Origin of the sequence: Paenibacillus sp. AN1007 (genome assembly GCF_040702995.1) — a bacterium.
Lineage (GTDB): Bacteria > Bacillota > Bacilli > Paenibacillales > Paenibacillaceae > Paenibacillus.
The window spans coordinates 3,300,524-3,318,479 of sequence record NZ_CP159992.1; the positions used below are offsets into that span (position 1 = coordinate 3,300,524).

Below are 17,956 nucleotides of genomic sequence, written 5' to 3' on the forward strand. Positions count from 1 at the left end.
CTCTGTCTTTGTGTCATAGTTGCAGCAAAAACCGGGTGTTAATACACCCGGTTTTTACTGTAATTGTGCAATCTTCAGCTTGCTGCCCGCATATATTCAGGGCGATCCCAAACATCCTATCGTCCTGAGCTATGTAAAGCAGATTAACGAGCTTGGTCTGCTGTGCGGAATTTATTCGCGATTGCTGAAAGTTCCACGCTAATGCTGTTCAGCGTTTGAACGAATGATTGCATTTGTTTGCTTGCTTCCTGGAACTCTTGGAAGAAACGCTGCTTCGTCATACCTTCCCATTGCCCTTCCATGCTTGTGATGGATTGTGTCAATGTAGATACGATTTGCTGACTTTGCTCTCCGCTTTGCTTGAACTGATTGGATACCTGATCGAGTTGTTCTGGGGTAACTAAAATACGTCCTGCCATTGTTAAATTCCTCCTTGATGTGTGCAATTGTTTTGGTTTGTTCAAATTGTACTATACAAGGATCAATCGGACAAAAGCCGAAGGACCTAATCCTATTTACCCCATTTTCAGCCATTGAAACTTCAACTAACAGACTATTTACAAATGATTTCACGTTCAGCTGTACTATCTGTAACTGGCACTTTTATGAAACTACAGGTTCAGTTCCTCTTCTATCCCGAAACGAGGGGTCTCTGAATCTCCAAGCCACAGGTTCAGGCTGCATAGCCTGAATGAGTGTAGCCGGAGAACCACCTGGCGGAGCAGTATCCTGTATCCGGTAAACAGCTGCCATAGCGGAAAGGGGGTCGGATACCACGGCTGCATCAGCCGCATGTGTAGGAAGAATCTCGTCCCCACGGCTGCTCTGAAGAACATTCAGCATATTGACCGCATTACCATAGGCCGCATTAACATGACTCAGCACGGAACGGTATTCCATATCTGCCTGTTGGAATAACAATGCCTTGCGACCCAGCTGTACACTTAAGTCCATCAAACGGCGAAGAGCTTCTTCACCCAGCCGTTTGCTGCGATTCCATTCGCTCATCACCGCTGCACGGGACTCCACTTCCCAATCCAGCGAATGAATCGCCTGATCCAACACTGTCATTTTTTGCTGTATTTGCTCCGCTGCATACTGAATCTGCCTGCTCAGTGCCCGAAGCACATCCGGTTCCACACGAATGCGCATTTACCATCACCTTTCCTCTTCCCCTGCAGGCTGTTTAAGCCAGTCCAGCAGCATTTCGTGAAACTGTTCTTTTGTTGTCAGCGCTGCAACAAGCCAGTCATCTGAAGCCTTTGTACTCATTCGGAATAACCAGTTTGAGGCTGCACTAGCGGTAAATGCCGCCGATTGTGACTGCCACCCTTCCTGCCCCCATACGAGTAATCTGAGCTCTCCATCCGATTGTTTGCTTACAAGGCAGCGTGCTAATGCGAGTGAGCCCTCAGGATCATTGGTTTCCTGTGAGAGCTCGTCGGCCACGGCCTGTACTTCACAGTCTTCCAGTCCATTCATGACATCATAAAACTTTTTCTTGGAACACATCAGTGCCGGTTTTTCCACCGGAGAATGCCCGCTCCACTTCATCCGCTCAATCAGGATATCAATGGCTTCACGAACATTCCCCAGATCACTTAAACGGAATGAATCAGGAACATCTGCAGTGCGGGTTACTTCAACAACCCGTTCATCCGTGCAGTGTATATAACTTTCATACGACTTGCCGCTAATCGTATAGCGGAGCCAGCATGCTCTGTCGGATAATCCGGCAATGGCTACTCTGGAAAAAACGGTTGGTGTCATGATCAGCTCATTGGTATCTTGATCCTGAATCAAGTAGCCCTTTTCCAGCAATGTGGTCTTAACGCACTCCCACTCCATAGCGATATCTTCAGCCATATAACCACGGAAGGGGTCTTCTACGCCGAGCAGCCGATCCGAACCTAGAATACCGGCAAGGAAAAATAGTTCCTTTTTCTGCAGCGTGACCACCTTTTGCTTAGAATCATGAACCGTCAACATTATGAGCCACCTCCCCTCAAACTACAACATGCCATCGGTCACGAATTTCTGAAATCCAATTATTCATTTTCCAGGTGCTATCGCATGGAACTGCACCTTTAACCCTGGAATATTTGCGTTTTATATAATAACCCTGACCCGGTGGCAGTACCTTAAGCCCACCTGCGGTGCCTCCAGATTCCGAATAAGGTATACGGAAGAACGAGAGATCGTTAGGGTCCAAAGTCCCGAGCAGCAATCCGCTCTGGGAAGCTTTCACGTCACTTACCCAATCGGAACCAAACGTTGGAAAGTCTGCAGGCACACCGGAGATAATAACATGAATCCCCCGGTCTCTCCCCTGGCGAACAATAACACCAAGTTGGTCTTTCACATTAAAATCAGTAAGCTGCTTGGACAGCGTGTCCGCATCATCAATGGCAAGCACGATTTCCGGTCCTCCCGTAATCTCGGCACGTTTCAGAACTTCATCGTACAACTCCTGAACGACAGACGCAAGCTGATCTTCACGGGATACATGTCCGCGGACATGGGGCAAACTGCTGATTTCACCCAAACCGCCTGAGCCGTATCTCATATCTACCGTGTATATTTGCACATCTTCTGGCGAAGCATGATAAGCCAGAGAAAGCATCCAGGTTTGCAGGAAGGTCGTTTTTCCACCTTCCATTGGACTTGTCACCATAAAATGCGGTCCTTCGCGCAGATTAAGCTCAAACGGTTCCAGATCATCGGTAAGCAGCCCCACAGGCACGCTGACCGTCGATGTTTCCCATGCTTTACCAAAGGAACCTGTTCGAACAAGCAGATCTTTAAGGCTGATTTCTTCCGGAAGTGGTGCAATCTGCGGTGCTTCCTCGCCAGTCCATTCTTGACGAATGGCTGCAATAGTCCGCCGAAGTGCGGAAGAGCGTTCTCCTTCATCCGCTCCGGAGGACGGCAGCGCAGCCTGGAACATCAGCGGAGGCACCTGGCCTTTCACCAAACCTCTGCCAGGCGGAAGCTGGCTTGGAGACTTGGAAGGGCGGCCTACAGCATAATAATAATCACTCGGGTCAGACAGTTCAAATGAGACTGCATTCGGAATGTTGCTTCTGAATTTCTCAAATACATCCGTTACGCGGTTGGCGGTGAGCACAAAGGTAATACCTAAACTTCCGCCTTCACGCAAAATAGTCTCCAGCGATTCATTCTCATCAGGATAAGCATTACGAAATGATAAATAACCGTCAATAATGACAATAATCTGTGGAACAGCGGCATGAGCAGTCCGGCGATATGCCGAGATCGTTTTAACCCCTGCCTCCGATATCAAATCTTTGCGCTGCGCTGAAATTTTGAGAATATAGCGGAACAACCGTTTGACCCGGTCTTCCTCCTCAGCCATCATCACACCGCCGATTTGCGGCAGTCCTGCAAAATCTTTCATCATTCGGCCCATATCAATAATGTATCCGTTCCATGGCTCCGTGCGCTCACTACATGCAAGTGACATCAAGAGCGTCTGAACAAAGGTTGTTTTACCAAGCCCAGGCATACCATATACTACGAGATGCCCTTGATCCATAGGCAGTGCCAACGGCAGCTGACGCTGATTTGGCAGATCATCCAGCATACCTACCAGAGGTTTGAGTCCGGCAGCGCCGCCATCAATCAGGTTCTCTTTTTTCCCTTCCTGCTTCCAGTCCTGAAGACTTTCCAGTTCAAGCGTTTCTGGCAGTGGAGGCAGCCAAGGGCCGGGTAAACGCTCGATTCCTGCTTCTGCAGCAGCCTTTGCCACATAATCAATAAACACCTGCAGCTGCTTCGGTACGTCCTCTCCTTTGAGAACAGCTCTTCGTTCTCCTGTCAGCAGCGGCTCACGCTTGCCGTTCAGGCGAACCTCCATCACAGGCAGCACCGTCGTGGTATCCTCCTGCTGGTTATAAGGTGCACCGCTCCAGGCAAACTGCATTTCTTCAAACACTTCGTCGCTGCCGACCTGAAAATAACCTCGCCCAGGCTTGGTAATCCAGGCTGCATTCGGAATTTTAATCATATCTCTGCTGTCTCCCTCGCTCTGTACACGAAGACAGATTCGGAAACGCGAGTTACTCCATATTTTATCATCCACAACGCCGGCAGGCTTTTGGGTTGCCAGGATAAGGTGAACTCCCAGCGTACGACCAATCGCTGCTATACTGATGAGTTCGTCCATGAATTCCGGCTGGTCCCGTTTCAGTTGAGCAAACTCATCGATGATAATAACGAGATGCGGCAGCGGCTGCTCATGTCTCGAACGCAGAATTTTATAATATTCATCGATATGCTGCAGATTCCCTGCATCATTCAAAATTTTCTGTCTTCTGACCAGTTCAGCCCGAAGCGAAATATTCGCCCGTTCAATCAGGTTGCCATCGAGATTCGTAATGGTACCTACAACATGCGGAAGATCAACAAAGGTATTCGACATGCCGCCGCCCTTGTAATCGATCAGCATGAAGGCCAGATCATGTGGATGGAACTCGGCCGCCAGTGAAGCAACGATCGACTGAATAACCTCACTTTTACCTGAACCGGTTGTACCTGCAATCAAGCCATGCGGACCATGGCCCTGTCGTTCGATTTTGTCGTGCAGATTTATCGCAATTTTTTTACCGCCCGCTCTTACACCCATAGGTACCGGAAGTGTATCCGGGTATCTGGTCTGCCCCCAGCGGGAGACCACATCCAGATCTTCCACACGTGAAGTGCTGAGCATATCAAATAACGGGAGTACTTGCGGAATTTCCGATGCAGATGAACGCTTTAGACGAATCGGTGACATGTAGCGGGACAAAGCTTCCGCTGTCTCTTTGGAAATGACATCCGGTTTATATGCCTGCTGGATAACATCCGCATCTTCCGTTTTTTTGAAGTACACCCCTTTACCCTTGGAGGCCTCCATAATTAACTGACAATGCATAGGCAGTGATTGTTTACGATTAGCCAGCACAATCGTGCATACATCAATTTCTTGTGCGGCTTCCAGCAGCAGTGGAAGTAACGGTTCTTCTTCAATCAGCTGCGTATCCGACAGAATCACAACATAACAAGGGGTTTGTACCGCTTTTTTGTAGCGATCTTCCTTATTGTTGCGGCGTCGGTTCAACACGGAAAACAAGCTGTCCGCCAATTGATGCGCACTGCTGTGCCTGTCAGCCATGAATCGCTGTCCCTGATCCTCATCCCAGATGTGAGGCAGCCAGCGGAGCCACTCCCACTCCTTGTTATCTCTCTCTTCATAAAATGCAGCCAGTTTCAACTCATCCGGAGAGTGCCTAACCGCAAGCTGTGAGACGATAACCCGAAGTGACGCCATCACTTCTTCCCGATCACCGACAAGCCCCATCACCTTGGATTCAAATAAAGGCAGGGTTATTGAGGCATCCGGCACGGTCTGAAACTCAGCGGCGAGTCCATGAGCTGCCTCAATTAATTCATCTTTTTCATAACCATCGATGCGCGGAACCTGAAGTTTGATCCGAAACGGAACCTCTCCTGTCCCGATGCGCACCTGCAGAAAATCGTCATCTTCCGGGGATCGCTCCCAGAGGGAACTGTTTCGATTTTTCACAATCTGCAGGCATACCGATGGCTCACCATGAATCTCATACAAGCTTTTCACCTGCTCGGCCTGCGCTTCCTTCAGCTCTTCACGATGTTTATCCAGCTGCGCTAGATACATCGCTTTACGTTCTTCAATCTTTTTGCGATAGGTTTTTTTGTTGCTGAGGTATACAAAGAACGGAATCGTATACGAGGTAAGCATCATCATGACCGTCATCATCTGAAACATCATATAACTGCTGTTGTTCATTTTGCCGGTCATGTTGATATATACGTAAAAACCGATGCTGACCATCGTCATCATAACGGGGACAACGATTGAAATCATAGAAAATGTAGGTTTGTTCGGTTCAGAAGGCGGCCTGAGAATTTCGAGGCTCTCTTCCTTCAGAACCGGTGTCATTCTTGGAGAACGCTGATATAACACATTCACGAAGAAAAGACCTCCTTTAGTCGTTCGATTAATGAATGATACGCCTCAAAGCGCTATTCGTTGCTCTCCTGCTGAAATAAGGATCGTCTTCCATAGATCGGCGCTTCTTCAGATGTTGTTGAAAATGCACGCTGCACACGTACACAGCTTCCCTGACGAAGGCCTGTTTCCATTAACTGCTGCGTGTTTTGCGGGGTAAACCACAGTCCCTCCGGAAATTTGGCCTCCAGTATATACTGTATGCCGTCTCCTGGCGCCTGCCCGAATATTCGTACACCGAGCAGTGTCTTCAGGTGTTCAATGGTACATTCATCCGGAACATCGATGTCGAACCATTCGCCTTCCTCACGGCCGGAATACACGGTTAATATCATGTGAATCCCTCCCAAGGTCTCATATGTAAATTGTCCTAATGTCAGATTAAATCAAAAAAAGGCGGGTGAAACGGTATTCCCCCCTATTTTCTTATATAAAACCCTTGTTGGCAACGTACCCGCTGTAATTTTGTTACATATGACCCACGTATATATTAAAATATCGTCCATTCGACTCAGAACTTTTGTGTCATTGTTCCATTTAAATTTTGCAACGATGCGAAAATCACACTCCTTTTCCCATTTTTTAGAAAAATAAAACAAGAAATATGGGACCTCGATTGCTTTGGACGCAATTGAATTGTGAACACTTTTCAAACTTTATCCACCTTTATGTTTTCATAAGCTGATTTTAAGGTAATTTTAAGCATTGGTATTTATTATTACCTGTATGAAATAACTCTCGTGAGGTGATTTCAAGTGAGAACTCTAATAACATTTCAAAACAAATCAATCCCTGTATATTTTAATCAAGAAAACAAACAACCTGTGCAAAAAACATTAAGACTGCTTAGCAGTGCCCTTGAGCATAAGATCAGCAACGGTAAACGTGCTCTGCAAAAATGTCTGCACTCTTTGATTAGTATTGAAATTGTTGGCGGCGAAGCTATTCTTCACAGCCGCAGTGAGAATGACTCTCTTGCTCTATCTTTATACTAAAGAAGAGTTCATTCTCCTTTGCTTATATGGGACATAAAAAAGGAAGCTTCCCTTCAGGGACAAGCTTCCTTTTTTGACGTGATCCAGCGCCTGGTTCCACACGGGAAGTCAACAGCTTTGCAGTGAGCACCACTTGTCATGCGGCCCAGCCCTATTCACAGCACACGCATACACTTCTTTACATTACTACAGCTTCTCCAGCACATAGGACACATCATGTTCTTCCGCAATCTCTGCTTTCCGGATCCGAATGACAAATAATCGGACCAGATTAGCTCGTGTATGTTCTTCCTGACAGGTATTTAATTTCCTTAGAATAAAACGGTCAATGGACATGAGTTCCAAGCCCCTTTGCCATAATATTTACGGAGCACTTCCTTCCGTGTATCCATAAATAACCAGAACCGGACCTGCCCAAACAGCTTTTTTTACTGTATTCAGCAGGTAACTTAAAATACCAGTGAAAAGATGCAAAAGCCCGTCTCAACAGTGTTAAGACAGGCTTTTGCATCTTTTGCCGTTTTATCACGAACCTGCTCGGATAAACACCTCACTGCATGACAGGATACACGTCTTTCCGACTTATTTCACGCCCGGATACTCCCTGAATCGATGCTGCAGACTGATCCAGCGGGTACGTGTGAATTTGTCAATCGCCCAGTCTCCTCCAAACCGGCCGATGCCAGACGATTTCTCCCCACCAAACATAACATGAGCTTCATCATTCACCGATTGATCGTTCACATGCACCATACCGGATTCAATCTGCTGTGCCACCTGGTATCCCCGCTCCAGATTGCCTGTAAATACAGAACCACTGAGCCCATAAGGTGTGCCGTTAGCCAATTGTACGGCGTGCTGCTCATCACTGGCTTTCATAATAATTGCCACTGGGCCAAACAATTCCTGCTGCACAATATCCTGTTCAGGCTTTACGTCTGCAAGCACCGTTGGCATGAGCACACTTTCCTGATGTGTTCCGCCAAGCATTAATCGTGCACCTTCATCTTTGGCTTGTTTCACCAATTCAAGCAGCCGCTCAACTTCCTTCTTGCGGATCAGCGGTCCCACTAAGGTTTTCTCTTCAGCCGGATCACCTGCTTGTATGTTTTTCGTTTTGCTCACAAAGGATTGAACAAATTGGTCGTAAATATCTTCGTGCACAATAATACGGTTCAGTGCCATGCAGATCTGACCCTGATGCAGGAACTTTCCGAAAACGGCAGCCTGTGCCGCATGCTCGATATCCGCATCGCCCAGAACGATCATCGCATTGTTGCCACCGAGTTCCAGTGCAGTTTCTTTGAGATGTTCACCGGCGAGTTTACCAATGCCCTTACCCACTTCTGTAGAACCCGTAAATGAAATCACCTTGGGAATAGGATGTGTGACAAAATAATCCCCGATCTCGCTGCCACTTCCGGCGACTACATTCAATACACCCTCTGGCAGACCCGCTTGTTCAAACAAATCCGCAATCAGCCAGCCTGCTGTGATTGGAGTATCTGAAGCTGGTTTGATCACCACACCGTTGCCGAGAGCAATCGCGGGTGCGGCGGAACGCAGACATAGATGCAGCGGAAAATTCCATGGTCCAATGACACCGATCACACCTTTAGGTTCACGGACTACCCGATTTTCTTTGCCGGGTGTGTTGGACGGAAGCAGTTCCCCTTTCATTCGGTAAGGAAACGAAGCCGATTCGTCCACAATCCGTTGGGCTGCAGCAAATTCTGCTTCAGCTTTGATTCGTGTACTGCCCGATTCCGTAATGAGAAGCTGGATAATCTCTTCTTTTCGTTCATCCATTAGGGAGGATACTTTACGGAGCACAGCTTCTTTAATGGAAGGCAGCGATGCTTTCCATTCCACTGCACTCTTTTTTGCAGACTCATAAGCTTGATCTATATCTTCATGACTGGAAGAACGCCAAGTTGCGATAACTTCACCCGTATACGGATTGATGTTCTCTATCATTTTCTCACCTGAACCGTCTACCCATTTGCCTGAAATATATTGTTTAGTCCATACTGCCCTTTTATGCTGGTTGTCCACTAAAGTCATTACGCACGCCTCCGATTCTTCAGATTAGAATGCACATTAAAAAACGATGTCTCATTCATTAACCTTGTTCGAAGTTAGGCAAACGAACAGAACAACCTACCCATACGCAGCAAGATCAGACCAGCCATAAGCAATCTCTTCCAGTTCCTCATTCCCAATACGAATCCACTGTGTATGAACAGGGCTGCCACCCATTTTTTCATAAAAACGGCACGCCGGATTTCGCTCCAACGCCCAAATGAGCATACTGCGCATCTGGCATTTCCGGAGGTGTTGAACCACACGCTTGACAAGCTCGCTGCCTATTCCGGACTGCTGATAAAACTGCAGCAGATAAATGGCGTACAGTTCGCCATCATAGGGCAGTTTTCCTTCTCGTTCCTTACCTCCGCAGGCAAAACCGACAATTTCCCCCTCCTCGTTCTCAGCGACGATCAAAATCTGATCTTCTTCGCTAGAACGTAACTGCTGCTCCCACTGAGGTAATCTGGATTCTGTAGTCAAATGATGCAAAACATGATCTGGCACAATTCCTCGATATGTTGTCTTCCAGCTCTCTGTATGTACATAAGCGATACCTTCTGCATCTTCTTCACGCGCCAGTCTAATTCGCATAAGACTCTACTCCTTTTCTCAGTTAGGATGAAATCTCCTTACATATAAAGAAGCACAATCCGGCCTATGGCCGGATTGTAACTCGGGTTCCCACGGATACCTTGGAGGACAAATCAAGCACGTCTGAATTGTACATCCGAATGCAGCCATGGGATACGGACTTACCAATCGACGAAGGATCATTCGTCCCATGAATACCATAATGCGGCTTAGAAAGGCCCATCCAGAGCACACCGAAGGGTCCTCCAGGATTCTCTTGTTTATTTACAATGGTAAACTCTCCACTTGGAGTACTGGTAAGCATTTTACCTATGGCTACCGGATAGCCCTTCACGACTTGATCTCCATCCAGCAGGTACAGCATGTGGTCGGACAAGTCTACGATGATTCTGTAATTTGGCATCAAGACATCCCTCCTGCCTTATCGTATGCAAGACAAACACGGATGGCCCGCTTTATATCAGTCCTGTTCCCAATCTTTGACCCGATGGACATGCTTGGCCTTGCGTGTTTTGACCGGTTTGCTTGAAGCTGTTCGTTTTCTCAAGGCCGATTCTTCCTTGCGCCGCTGATACTGCAGTTCCTTCTGCATTTTGAGGAAATTGCTCAGCCTTTTCTCGTCCAGCTTACCGTTTTCAACAGCCGCTTTAACCGCACAGCCTTCTTCCCTCGTATGGCTGCAGTCCATAAATCTGCACGTACCGGCCAGCTCTTCTATTTCACCAAAAGCTTGGGAAAGTCCGTCTTCCCCTTCGTCCCAAAGATGCAGTTCGCGCATCCCCGGCGTATCAATCAATACAGCCCCTTGCGGCAGCACAAACATCTCCCGGTGTGTCGTTGTATGTCTGCCGCGGCTGTCCCCCTCGCGAACCGATTGTGTGATCTGTACTTCTTTACCCATCATCCAGTTGACCAGTGTGGATTTGCCGCTCCCGGAAGAACCTGTGAGCGCCACGGTTACTCCTGGTTTCAAATAAGTTTCCAGCATGTCCTTCCCTTGTCCCTCTATCGCAGAGATCGCCAGCACTTCAACTCCTGGAGCAATCCCTTCAACCTTACTGACTTTTTCCTGTACGTCTTCACACAGATCGCTTTTACTTAGAACAATAACCGGTCTTACTCCCCCATTCCAGGCCATCAACACATATCTTTCAAGCCTTCTAAGGTTAAAATCATGATTAAGCGCTGCAACGATCAGAAGAGTGTCTACATTAGCAGCAATGAGCTGCTCCTTCGTTACTGGACCAGCTGCCTGTCTCGACACACGGCTCTGGCGAGGCAGCAGCTGATGAATAATCGCTTCATCACCCTGCTCGCGCGTCACCGCCACCCAATCGCCAACGGCTGGTGCAGCACCTGTCTCCAAACTATGATGACGAAGTTTTCCTGACACTTTGCCCCAACATTCTCCATGGGCAGTAATTAGACGCTGCATATGCCCATGATCTGCAATAATTCGGGCAGGCTGTCTCGTTCCCGCTTCAAATTCACCCTCCGCCCAACACTTCTCCCATGCCGCAGACCATCCGTAACTTTCAATTCCAACCTTTTCAATATGCTGATTTAAAATAAAAATTCCTCCCAAATTGGTTTGTTTGCATTTGTCCAATTCCCAAAATTAAATGTTACGTCTACACATCTCGTTTCACGCTTTACATTTCCATCCTGCATTTCATGCTGCATCTCCGATTACAGACCTGAACAAAAAAAGCCGCGAGCATATACAGGCCCGCGGCAATATAGAGTTATCCGAATGAAAAGAAGATTCAGCAGTACACGGCATAACGGTTTTTATACTCCTGTCCGTTGTCCAAGCCCTGAATCTCCCGATCGGCACAACAAAAAAAAGCCGCGGGTGCGTCACCCGTGACTTTGTTCTGAAGGTATAGTCACCACTCACCGTGATTGGATATCTCTATCCAACTACAGCAAGAATGATCATCCTTGATCCGTTCCGGAGACGCTGTTCCTATTCAAGTCCACGTATACTGCCGTTAGATTTGTCATTAACATCGCCTCCCTTGTAGAATATGCCATCATGTTACACAGTCTGCTGCACAGTTGTCAAGCGATTTTTTTAATTTACTGCTGTCATTCCCTTTATTTCACTTGATCCCATCTGGTCCACATCTCGCGTGGGTTCAACTCATATTCCCCGTCTTCACGGTACATGAACTGATGCATAATAAACTCCCTGCGAAGGGTAGCGAAATCTTCGTGATAATTCTGAATAAACGTATTGATTTCTTTCTCGCTGTACTTGCGTCCGAACTCCAACTGCTCCACCAAATATTCAAGCACGACCAGCTTTTTCTTATACTGCGCAGGAATCTGACGAAGCCGGCCATCTTTGGAGAAAAAGTTTCGCATAATGGACGCTTTAAGGCTCTCGTTAATATCTGTCATATCGGACTGCTCCTTTCTGTTAAAAATAAAATCAACCGAAGCTTGAGCGTGTTCACGGATAAAATAAGGGTTCAGGGTAAAATAAACTGTATTTTTTTCTCGCCGTTCCTGAATTAACGCAGCTTCTCTCAGCTTGGCAGCATGATGTGTCACTGTAGGCTGCGACAGGTTCAGACGCTCCGCCAGCGCTTGGCCGTGCAGCTCCCCTTCAGACAGCAGCAGCAGCATACGAAGCCGGGTGGGGTCAGCCAAAGCTTTGTGATAGGCCACGATTTTCTCCAGCTGCATCACTTTTACACCTCACAATAAATTAGATGATCATCTAATTTGATAGTAATCTTTCTTCATTGTGAAGTCAATTGATATTTAATGTTTGAACTTTTATCACATTGACGTTATGTCAGAACTGGCATTGAAGTGTTATTTACGGTAGGATTATATTGCCTGAAATGAAGGAGGATTAAGAACATGGAAGATGTCATTATTATTGGCGGAGGCCCATGCGGCCTGTCCGCGGCTATTGAATGTGAGCGGGTGGGATTGTCCGCTGTCATTATTGAGAAACACAATATCGTACAATCCATCTATCTCTATCCGACTCATATGCAGTTTTTCAGTACGGCTGAGCTGCTTGAAATCGGAAATGTGCCGTTCAGTACCCCGAATGACAAGCCGTTTCGTTACGAAGCACTTGCCTATTATCGCAAAGTAGCCGAACACTTCGGCCTGCGTGTTCATAATTATGAGGAAGCCCGTGAGATCCAGCGTAAGGAAGACGGCACATTCGAGGTACATACGGTTAATCGGCGCGGAGAAGCTGTTCGTCATCAAGGCCGTCATGTCATCGTCGCTACCGGCTACTTCGATCATCCGAATTACCTTGGAATTCCTGGTGAAGACAAAGATAAGGTAACTCATTACTTCCGTGAGGCACATCCTTACACCCGCACTCGCGTAGCCATCATTGGAGGGAGCAATTCGGCAGTCGATGCCGCCCTGGAGCTTGTCCGGGTTGGAGCTCATATCGATATGGTTTACCGTGGTACCGGTCTGTCAGAGCATATTAAACCCTGGGTTCGTCCGTTATTCGAAAGTATGGTGCAGAAAAATCACATTACGCTGCACCTCGGCTCACGTGTGAATGAAATTCTGGATGATTCGATCCGCATTGTTCATACCGATGGTTCAGAGAGCGTATTGGAAAATGACTTCGTGCTTGCCATGACCGGATTCAGACCAGACCGTCAGCTGCTGACTTCCATCGGGGCTGAGATGTCGGAGGATATGGATAAGCCGTTATACAATCCACAGACGATGGAAAGCAGCATACCTGGTATATACGTGGGCGGTGTTATCGCTTCCGGGCGGAATGCAAATGAAGTGTTTATCGAATCAGGCCGGTGGCATGGACGATACATTGCTGAACACATTATCAGCAAAGCACCATACCATAACGGCAAAAAACGCGCTCAGTCTGAGGAGCAATGAAGTCCATGGACATGACCTCCCTCCTGCTGCTTGTGTTTGCAGCGCTCGGCATCATCAGCAGCAACACTCCTGTAACGGTTGCGATGGTATTTCTGCTGCTGCTTCGTGTACTGAACGTAAACCAAGCCTTTCCCTGGCTTGAAAAATACGGACTTACCGTTGGCATCATTATACTGACGATCGGGGTTATGGCTCCTCTCGCCAGCGGCAAAATGAGCCTGCAAACGATCGGTGAGTCGTTTCTGCACTGGAAGTCACTGCTCGCCATCGGCGTTGGTCTGCTTGTCGCTTATCTGGGTGGGCGCGGAGCTTCACTTATGAGCACTCAACCAACGGTTGTGGCAGGACTGTTGATCGGGACGGTTCTTGGTGTCGCTTTGTTTAAAGGGGTCCCTGTCGGACCGCTGATTGCTGCAGGTATCCTGTCTCTGCTGCTAGGCAAATCCTGAACTGTTCTGTCAGCATGTAAGCTTTTGCAAACCGGCTGTATTTCCCACCGTTGTGTGCTATACTTCTATTCATGCAAACAGATACATGCATCAGCACCAGAGAATGAGCATCTTTCTCTCATTGTCAGATGAACTCATCAAGCACTTCACGACGTTTATCGTCCTCAGGAGGATTCAGGAACCATGTCACGTCCCTTTGTAACCGAAGCCGTGATGGTGGCCATCTACGGTCAATTGCTTGCGCCGCCGGCGCCTGTGGAATATATCGTGCCTTATACCACCATCCTTGAACTATATGAATTTCAGAGCAGCGCTGATCCTATGATGGATAACCCGGCAGATGACCAGCACGTTAAATCCAAAATTAATGAATTGATCTCGTATTTCGAGGAACCGTTGAACAAGAAAAAAATCGAGCGTGCCCTCTCCGTCCCATGGGCAAAAAGTCCCTCCATTCTGTTTGGAGATCAAGTATCGATTACAATTGTCAACGCAATGGATACAGCCCAGTATGGGGAGTATTTCGATCCGATTGAGACAGAGCTGATTTTAACATCCCAGCGACTTGGCATTCCTATCCTTACGGATCAAGTGGAGCTGATTGCCCGAATCATCGAGGCAGCATCACCTGTGCAGGTGTTTGATATTGATGATTTTGATTTTGCAATGGACGATGAGCCGCTGGATCAGGTGTAACTTGGAGAAACCCATGCGCAAAAGACCTCAACCTTCGCTTGGCAGCGGTGGTCGAGGTCTTTTGCGCATTCATGCGAGGCACTTGTTTCCTTCTCTGTCAGCATGACTTCAAACCGGATTGTGCCAGCAATGTCTGGCTGATCCTATTCATCGGAGGAAGCGTATCCGGATCGAAAAAGTTTAAACCGGCATCGCTGTTTACCCGTGCTTCTATAAGGGAATCCTGAATAATTTCTGCCTTGAACAAAGCAATAACATAATATTCTTCATCCCCGTTTCCATGCACATGTCTAAGCTCTGGTCCAGAATACAGCGCCTCGAAGCTCATCGATGCTGCAGTCCATCCGGTCTCTTCCCATAGTTCTCGATGCGCAGCCCCTTCAATAGTCTCCCCAGGACGCATCTCTCCGAACGGCAATCGCCAGTGTCCCTGTTCGGCATGCTGGATGAGCAGCAGCTTACCCTGTTCGTTCGCAGCCATTACGGCCGCTTTGACCACAATATGTGCACGTTTGGCAATATATTGGCCTATATCTCTCGCCGGCAGATCCACTCCTCATCCCTCCTTCTTTAACAAAGACGGTGTCCCTTCCATTCGCAGTTCTGGACTTGGCTGTGTTTCATCCTTACATTGATGAATGGATATTCGGTTAGTATTTACTGTACTTCTGTGTATCGGTATTCAATATCCCGGCCTTCATCTACAACATCGACATGAAGTTGATGTCCTTTCAGATACCAGTAATCGTGATCTTCCATAAAAAACTGAATGCCGGACACTTCTGTTTGATCGGCAGGATGTCTCGGTTTTTCCACCGCAATACCTAATGAAAAACCAGGATGAAGACCTCCGCCAGAGCTGTAGCGGGCAAAAAAGCGGATGCTGTCCCCTTCATTCAGGTTTAATTCTTCTTTGTACCAGCGAGCAGCTTGATCGGTTACATGTATGGTACTCATCTGTTGTCAGCTCCTTTTGTATATATATGTTACATCATATCGCTCCAGGGGCCTGAATACAAACCCTGTTAATCCTAGAAGATCATATGATCTTGTGAAAAATGTTTGACAGATTACAAAATCGGGTGGTAAGATGCAAACATACGAGGTCTACATTGCATTTATTTCCATTAACAAGAAAGGGTGATTACGGTGTTTAACAGACATAAGTTGGTTCATATTCACGCACAATTAAATACCGGAGTATCCCCGAAATCATTTTTCCGTTCATAAGACAGCACTTGAGGTGTCTCTTTTTTAACAGACCCCTGCCAAGTTCGCTTACAACACCTTATGTACGGCGGTGGCTCTGCTCTCAGAGTCATGCTGCCGTATGAAGATATAAGACATACCGCCTGCGTGCGGTGTGTCTTTTTTTGTGAGCAATAACAGCCAAACTGAGCGAAAATCTGCATTTCTTGAACATCGAAAGGAAGGGATAACACGTGTTCTCTGTACTTAAAAACCTAGCCTGGTTCTTCAGGCTGGAACGCAAAAGATACCTGGTTGGTGTCATTTTGCTCATCCTTGTAGGCATTGCTGAACTGCTGCCTCCTCGCCTATTGGGGAACGCCATCGACGAAATCGTGCGCGGCTCCATTACCGGCACCTCATTAACGTTTTACATTTTACTGATTCTCGGAACAGTCATTATCATCTATCTGATTACGTACATATGGATGCACAAATTGTTTGGCGGAGCCAATCTCGTAGAACGGCTGCTGCGCTCCCGCTTCATGGACCACCTGCTGCGGATGACACCGCCCTTTTTCGAGAAAAACAGAACCGGTGACCTCATGGCCCGGGCAACCAATGATCTTCGTTCCATCGCAACAACCGCAGGCTTTGGTATGCTCACCTTGACCGATTCTACTGCATTTCTCTTAACCGTACTGTTTGCCATGGGTTTCCTGGTAAGCTGGAAGCTGACACTGGCTGCAGTCCTGCCCCTGCCTTTTATCGCGATCGCCATGATGATCTATGGTAAAGCCGTGCATCAGCGATACACTTTAGCACAGGATGCCTTCGGCGACATGAACGACCAGGTGCTGGAGTCGATTGCGGGCATCCGTGTTGTACGCGCGTACGTTCAGGAACGTCTGGATGAGAAACGTTTTGCCGATGTAACGGAAGACGTATATCGCAAAAATCTCGCGGTTGCCCGGATGGATGCCCTGTTTGAACCCACGATTCGGCTGTTTGTAGGACTCAGTTACGTTATTGCCCTGGCCTACGGCATTTATCTTGTATTCCATAATGAAATCACCCTGGGCGACCTCGTATCGTTCAACATGTATCTGGGGATGATGATCTGGCCGATGTTTGCCATTGGTGAATTAATTAATCTGATGCAGCGCGGCAGCGCTTCCCTCGACCGTGTCAACGAAACGTTATCGGTTGAACCGGCCGTGCAGGACAAAGAACATCCTGTTCATATTTCACAGCCGGATAAAATTGTAATGAAAGATCTCACCTTCCGTTATCCAACCTCCACGGTAGATAACCTCAGTCATATCAACATTACCCTGCAGCGTGGGCAGACGCTTGGGGTTGTAGGACGTACGGGAAGTGGGAAATCCACACTGCTTAAGCAGCTGCTTCACGAATACCCTGCGGGATCGGGTACACTAAGCATTTCGGGGCATTCAATCGAGGATATTGCCAAGGATGACCTGCACAGCTGGATTGGATATGTGCCGCAGGAGCAGGTGTTATTCTCCAAATCCGTTCGTCAGAACATTCAGTTTGGTAAGCCTGGTGCATCGGATGATGTCATTATGGAAGCCATTCGTACTGCTGCATTCGACGGGGATCTGGGGACACTGTCTGACGGTCTGGATACACTTGTGGGTGAAAAAGGTATTGCGCTGTCCGGCGGACAGAAACAGCGGGTTTCTCTGGCCCGGGCCTTTATCGCTGATCCCGACATTCTCATTCTCGACGATGCCTTGTCCGCGGTCGATGCACGGACAGAAGCCAAAATTATTGAAAATATACGCAGCAAACGTGCGGGCAAAACAACGCTGATCTCGACTCATCGCCTGTCCGCCATTGAACACGCAGATCGGATCATCGTGCTGGAGCACGGTAAAATTACGGAAGAAGGCACTCACCAGGAACTGCTCGCCAAGAATGGCTGGTACCGTGAACAATATGAACGGCAGCAGGTGGAGTCCAATCTGTCCACGTAGGAGGTC

The 17,956-nt window shown here is 47.7% G+C and carries 18 protein-coding genes; 5 read left to right on the plus strand and 13 right to left on the minus strand.

Features of this window, described 5'->3' with window-relative positions:
* Positions 1-143: 143 nt before the first annotated feature.
* The 5 genes from ABXS70_RS14560 to ABXS70_RS14580 all read right to left on the minus strand — a co-directional run bounded on the left by ABXS70_RS14560 (position 144) and on the right by ABXS70_RS14580 (position 6,384).
* Positions 144-419 (minus strand): WXG100 family type VII secretion target, encoded by a 276-nt coding sequence (locus ABXS70_RS14560; RefSeq protein ID WP_342555561.1) that lies wholly within the window; start codon positions 417-419, stop codon positions 144-146.
* A gap of 184 nt (positions 420-603) precedes the next feature.
* Entirely contained in the window at positions 604-1,152 is a 549-nt protein-coding gene (locus tag ABXS70_RS14565; RefSeq protein WP_342555560.1) for a WXG100 family type VII secretion target, read from the minus strand.
* 6 nt (positions 1,153-1,158) lie between these two features.
* Positions 1,159-1,989: a hypothetical protein gene (locus ABXS70_RS14570; protein ID WP_342555559.1), complete on the minus strand. Its 831-nt coding sequence runs from the start codon at positions 1,987-1,989 to the stop codon at positions 1,159-1,161.
* A 16-nt stretch (positions 1,990-2,005) separates the two neighbouring features.
* On the minus strand, positions 2,006-6,010 hold the full coding sequence (gene essC, locus ABXS70_RS14575; RefSeq protein ID WP_342555558.1) for a type VII secretion protein EssC: 4,005 nt from the start codon (positions 6,008-6,010) through the stop codon (positions 2,006-2,008).
* A gap of 53 nt (positions 6,011-6,063) precedes the next feature.
* Positions 6,064-6,384 (minus strand): hypothetical protein, encoded by a 321-nt coding sequence (locus tag ABXS70_RS14580; protein ID WP_111268942.1) that lies wholly within the window; start codon positions 6,382-6,384, stop codon positions 6,064-6,066.
* A gap of 420 nt (positions 6,385-6,804) precedes the next feature.
* Here ABXS70_RS14580 and ABXS70_RS14585 point away from each other — a divergent pair, with 420 nt between their 5' ends.
* Positions 6,805-7,044: a hypothetical protein gene (locus ABXS70_RS14585; RefSeq protein WP_110892980.1), complete on the plus strand. Its 240-nt coding sequence runs from the start codon at positions 6,805-6,807 to the stop codon at positions 7,042-7,044.
* Between the two features lie 186 nt (positions 7,045-7,230).
* Here the strand turns inward: ABXS70_RS14585 and ABXS70_RS14590 are convergent, their stop codons facing one another.
* The 6 genes from ABXS70_RS14590 to ABXS70_RS14615 all read right to left on the minus strand — a co-directional run bounded on the left by ABXS70_RS14590 (position 7,231) and on the right by ABXS70_RS14615 (position 12,417).
* Positions 7,231-7,380, minus strand: coding sequence for a hypothetical protein (locus ABXS70_RS14590; protein ID WP_342555557.1), 150 nt, complete (start codon positions 7,378-7,380; stop codon positions 7,231-7,233).
* 246 nt (positions 7,381-7,626) lie between these two features.
* Positions 7,627-9,108 carry an aldehyde dehydrogenase family protein gene (locus ABXS70_RS14595; RefSeq protein WP_366296486.1) on the minus strand — a complete coding sequence of 494 codons (1,482 nt, stop codon included), beginning with the start codon at positions 9,106-9,108 and terminating at the stop codon, positions 7,627-7,629.
* A gap of 96 nt (positions 9,109-9,204) precedes the next feature.
* Positions 9,205-9,723, minus strand: coding sequence for a GNAT family N-acetyltransferase (locus ABXS70_RS14600; RefSeq protein ID WP_342555555.1), 519 nt, complete (start codon positions 9,721-9,723; stop codon positions 9,205-9,207).
* A gap of 64 nt (positions 9,724-9,787) precedes the next feature.
* Positions 9,788-10,126 carry a L,D-transpeptidase gene (locus ABXS70_RS14605; RefSeq protein ID WP_342555554.1) on the minus strand — a complete coding sequence of 113 codons (339 nt, stop codon included), beginning with the start codon at positions 10,124-10,126 and terminating at the stop codon, positions 9,788-9,790.
* Between the two features lie 57 nt (positions 10,127-10,183).
* Positions 10,184-11,308 (minus strand): ribosome small subunit-dependent GTPase A, encoded by a 1,125-nt coding sequence (gene rsgA / locus ABXS70_RS14610; protein WP_342555553.1) that lies wholly within the window; start codon positions 11,306-11,308, stop codon positions 10,184-10,186.
* A 515-nt stretch (positions 11,309-11,823) separates the two neighbouring features.
* Positions 11,824-12,417 (minus strand): metalloregulator ArsR/SmtB family transcription factor, encoded by a 594-nt coding sequence (locus ABXS70_RS14615; RefSeq protein WP_342555552.1) that lies wholly within the window; start codon positions 12,415-12,417, stop codon positions 11,824-11,826.
* Between the two features lie 180 nt (positions 12,418-12,597).
* On the opposite strand from ABXS70_RS14615, the gene ABXS70_RS14620 reads away from it, so the two are divergent.
* The 3 genes from ABXS70_RS14620 to ABXS70_RS14630 all read left to right on the plus strand — a co-directional run bounded on the left by ABXS70_RS14620 (position 12,598) and on the right by ABXS70_RS14630 (position 14,762).
* Positions 12,598-13,617, plus strand: coding sequence for a YpdA family putative bacillithiol disulfide reductase (locus ABXS70_RS14620; protein ID WP_366296489.1), 1,020 nt, complete (start codon positions 12,598-12,600; stop codon positions 13,615-13,617).
* A gap of 5 nt (positions 13,618-13,622) precedes the next feature.
* A complete protein-coding gene (locus ABXS70_RS14625; RefSeq protein WP_366296491.1) occupies positions 13,623-14,066 on the plus strand; it encodes a DUF441 domain-containing protein in 444 nt (147 codons plus the stop codon).
* A 183-nt stretch (positions 14,067-14,249) separates the two neighbouring features.
* A complete protein-coding gene (locus ABXS70_RS14630) occupies positions 14,250-14,762 on the plus strand; it encodes an ADP-heptose synthase (protein WP_366296493.1) in 513 nt (170 codons plus the stop codon).
* Between the two features lie 97 nt (positions 14,763-14,859).
* Here ABXS70_RS14630 and ABXS70_RS14635 read toward each other — a convergent pair whose 3' ends face one another.
* Complete coding sequence (locus tag ABXS70_RS14635) at positions 14,860-15,315, minus strand: NUDIX domain-containing protein (protein WP_342555548.1); 456 nt, start codon at positions 15,313-15,315, stop codon at positions 14,860-14,862.
* Between the two features lie 104 nt (positions 15,316-15,419).
* Positions 15,420-15,719 (minus strand): HesB/YadR/YfhF family protein, encoded by a 300-nt coding sequence (locus ABXS70_RS14640; protein WP_342555547.1) that lies wholly within the window; start codon positions 15,717-15,719, stop codon positions 15,420-15,422.
* Between the two features lie 485 nt (positions 15,720-16,204).
* On the opposite strand from ABXS70_RS14640, the gene ABXS70_RS14645 reads away from it, so the two are divergent.
* Positions 16,205-17,950, plus strand: coding sequence for an ABC transporter transmembrane domain-containing protein (locus ABXS70_RS14645; protein ID WP_342555546.1), 1,746 nt, complete (start codon positions 16,205-16,207; stop codon positions 17,948-17,950).
* Positions 17,951-17,956 lie beyond the last annotated feature (6 nt).

What these genes read in the sequence shown, in the direction of transcription:
- ABXS70_RS14640 (WP_342555547.1), bottom strand. Translation starts at nt 15,719, where the DNA reads ATGAGTACCATACATGTAACCGATCAAGCTGCTCGCTGGTACAAAGAA.
- ABXS70_RS14625 (WP_366296491.1), top strand. Translation starts at nt 13,623, where the DNA reads ATGGACATGACCTCCCTCCTGCTGCTTGTGTTTGCAGCGCTCGGCATC.
- ABXS70_RS14570 (WP_342555559.1), bottom strand. Translation starts at nt 1,989, where the DNA reads ATGTTGACGGTTCATGATTCTAAGCAAAAGGTGGTCACGCTGCAGAAA.
- ABXS70_RS14560 (WP_342555561.1), bottom strand. Translation starts at nt 419, where the DNA reads ATGGCAGGACGTATTTTAGTTACCCCAGAACAACTCGATCAGGTATCC.
- ABXS70_RS14595 (WP_366296486.1), bottom strand. Translation starts at nt 9,108, where the DNA reads ATGACTTTAGTGGACAACCAGCATAAAAGGGCAGTATGGACTAAACAA.
- ABXS70_RS14615 (WP_342555552.1), bottom strand. Translation starts at nt 12,417, where the DNA reads ATGCAGCTGGAGAAAATCGTGGCCTATCACAAAGCTTTGGCTGACCCC.
- ABXS70_RS14630 (WP_366296493.1), top strand. Translation starts at nt 14,250, where the DNA reads ATGTCACGTCCCTTTGTAACCGAAGCCGTGATGGTGGCCATCTACGGT.
- ABXS70_RS14620 (WP_366296489.1), top strand. Translation starts at nt 12,598, where the DNA reads ATGGAAGATGTCATTATTATTGGCGGAGGCCCATGCGGCCTGTCCGCG.
- ABXS70_RS14565 (WP_342555560.1), bottom strand. Translation starts at nt 1,152, where the DNA reads ATGCGCATTCGTGTGGAACCGGATGTGCTTCGGGCACTGAGCAGGCAG.
- ABXS70_RS14600 (WP_342555555.1), bottom strand. Translation starts at nt 9,723, where the DNA reads ATGCGAATTAGACTGGCGCGTGAAGAAGATGCAGAAGGTATCGCTTAT.
- ABXS70_RS14605 (WP_342555554.1), bottom strand. Translation starts at nt 10,126, where the DNA reads ATGCCAAATTACAGAATCATCGTAGACTTGTCCGACCACATGCTGTAC.
- ABXS70_RS14590 (WP_342555557.1), bottom strand. Translation starts at nt 7,380, where the DNA reads ATGTCCATTGACCGTTTTATTCTAAGGAAATTAAATACCTGTCAGGAA.
- ABXS70_RS14580 (WP_111268942.1), bottom strand. Translation starts at nt 6,384, where the DNA reads ATGATATTAACCGTGTATTCCGGCCGTGAGGAAGGCGAATGGTTCGAC.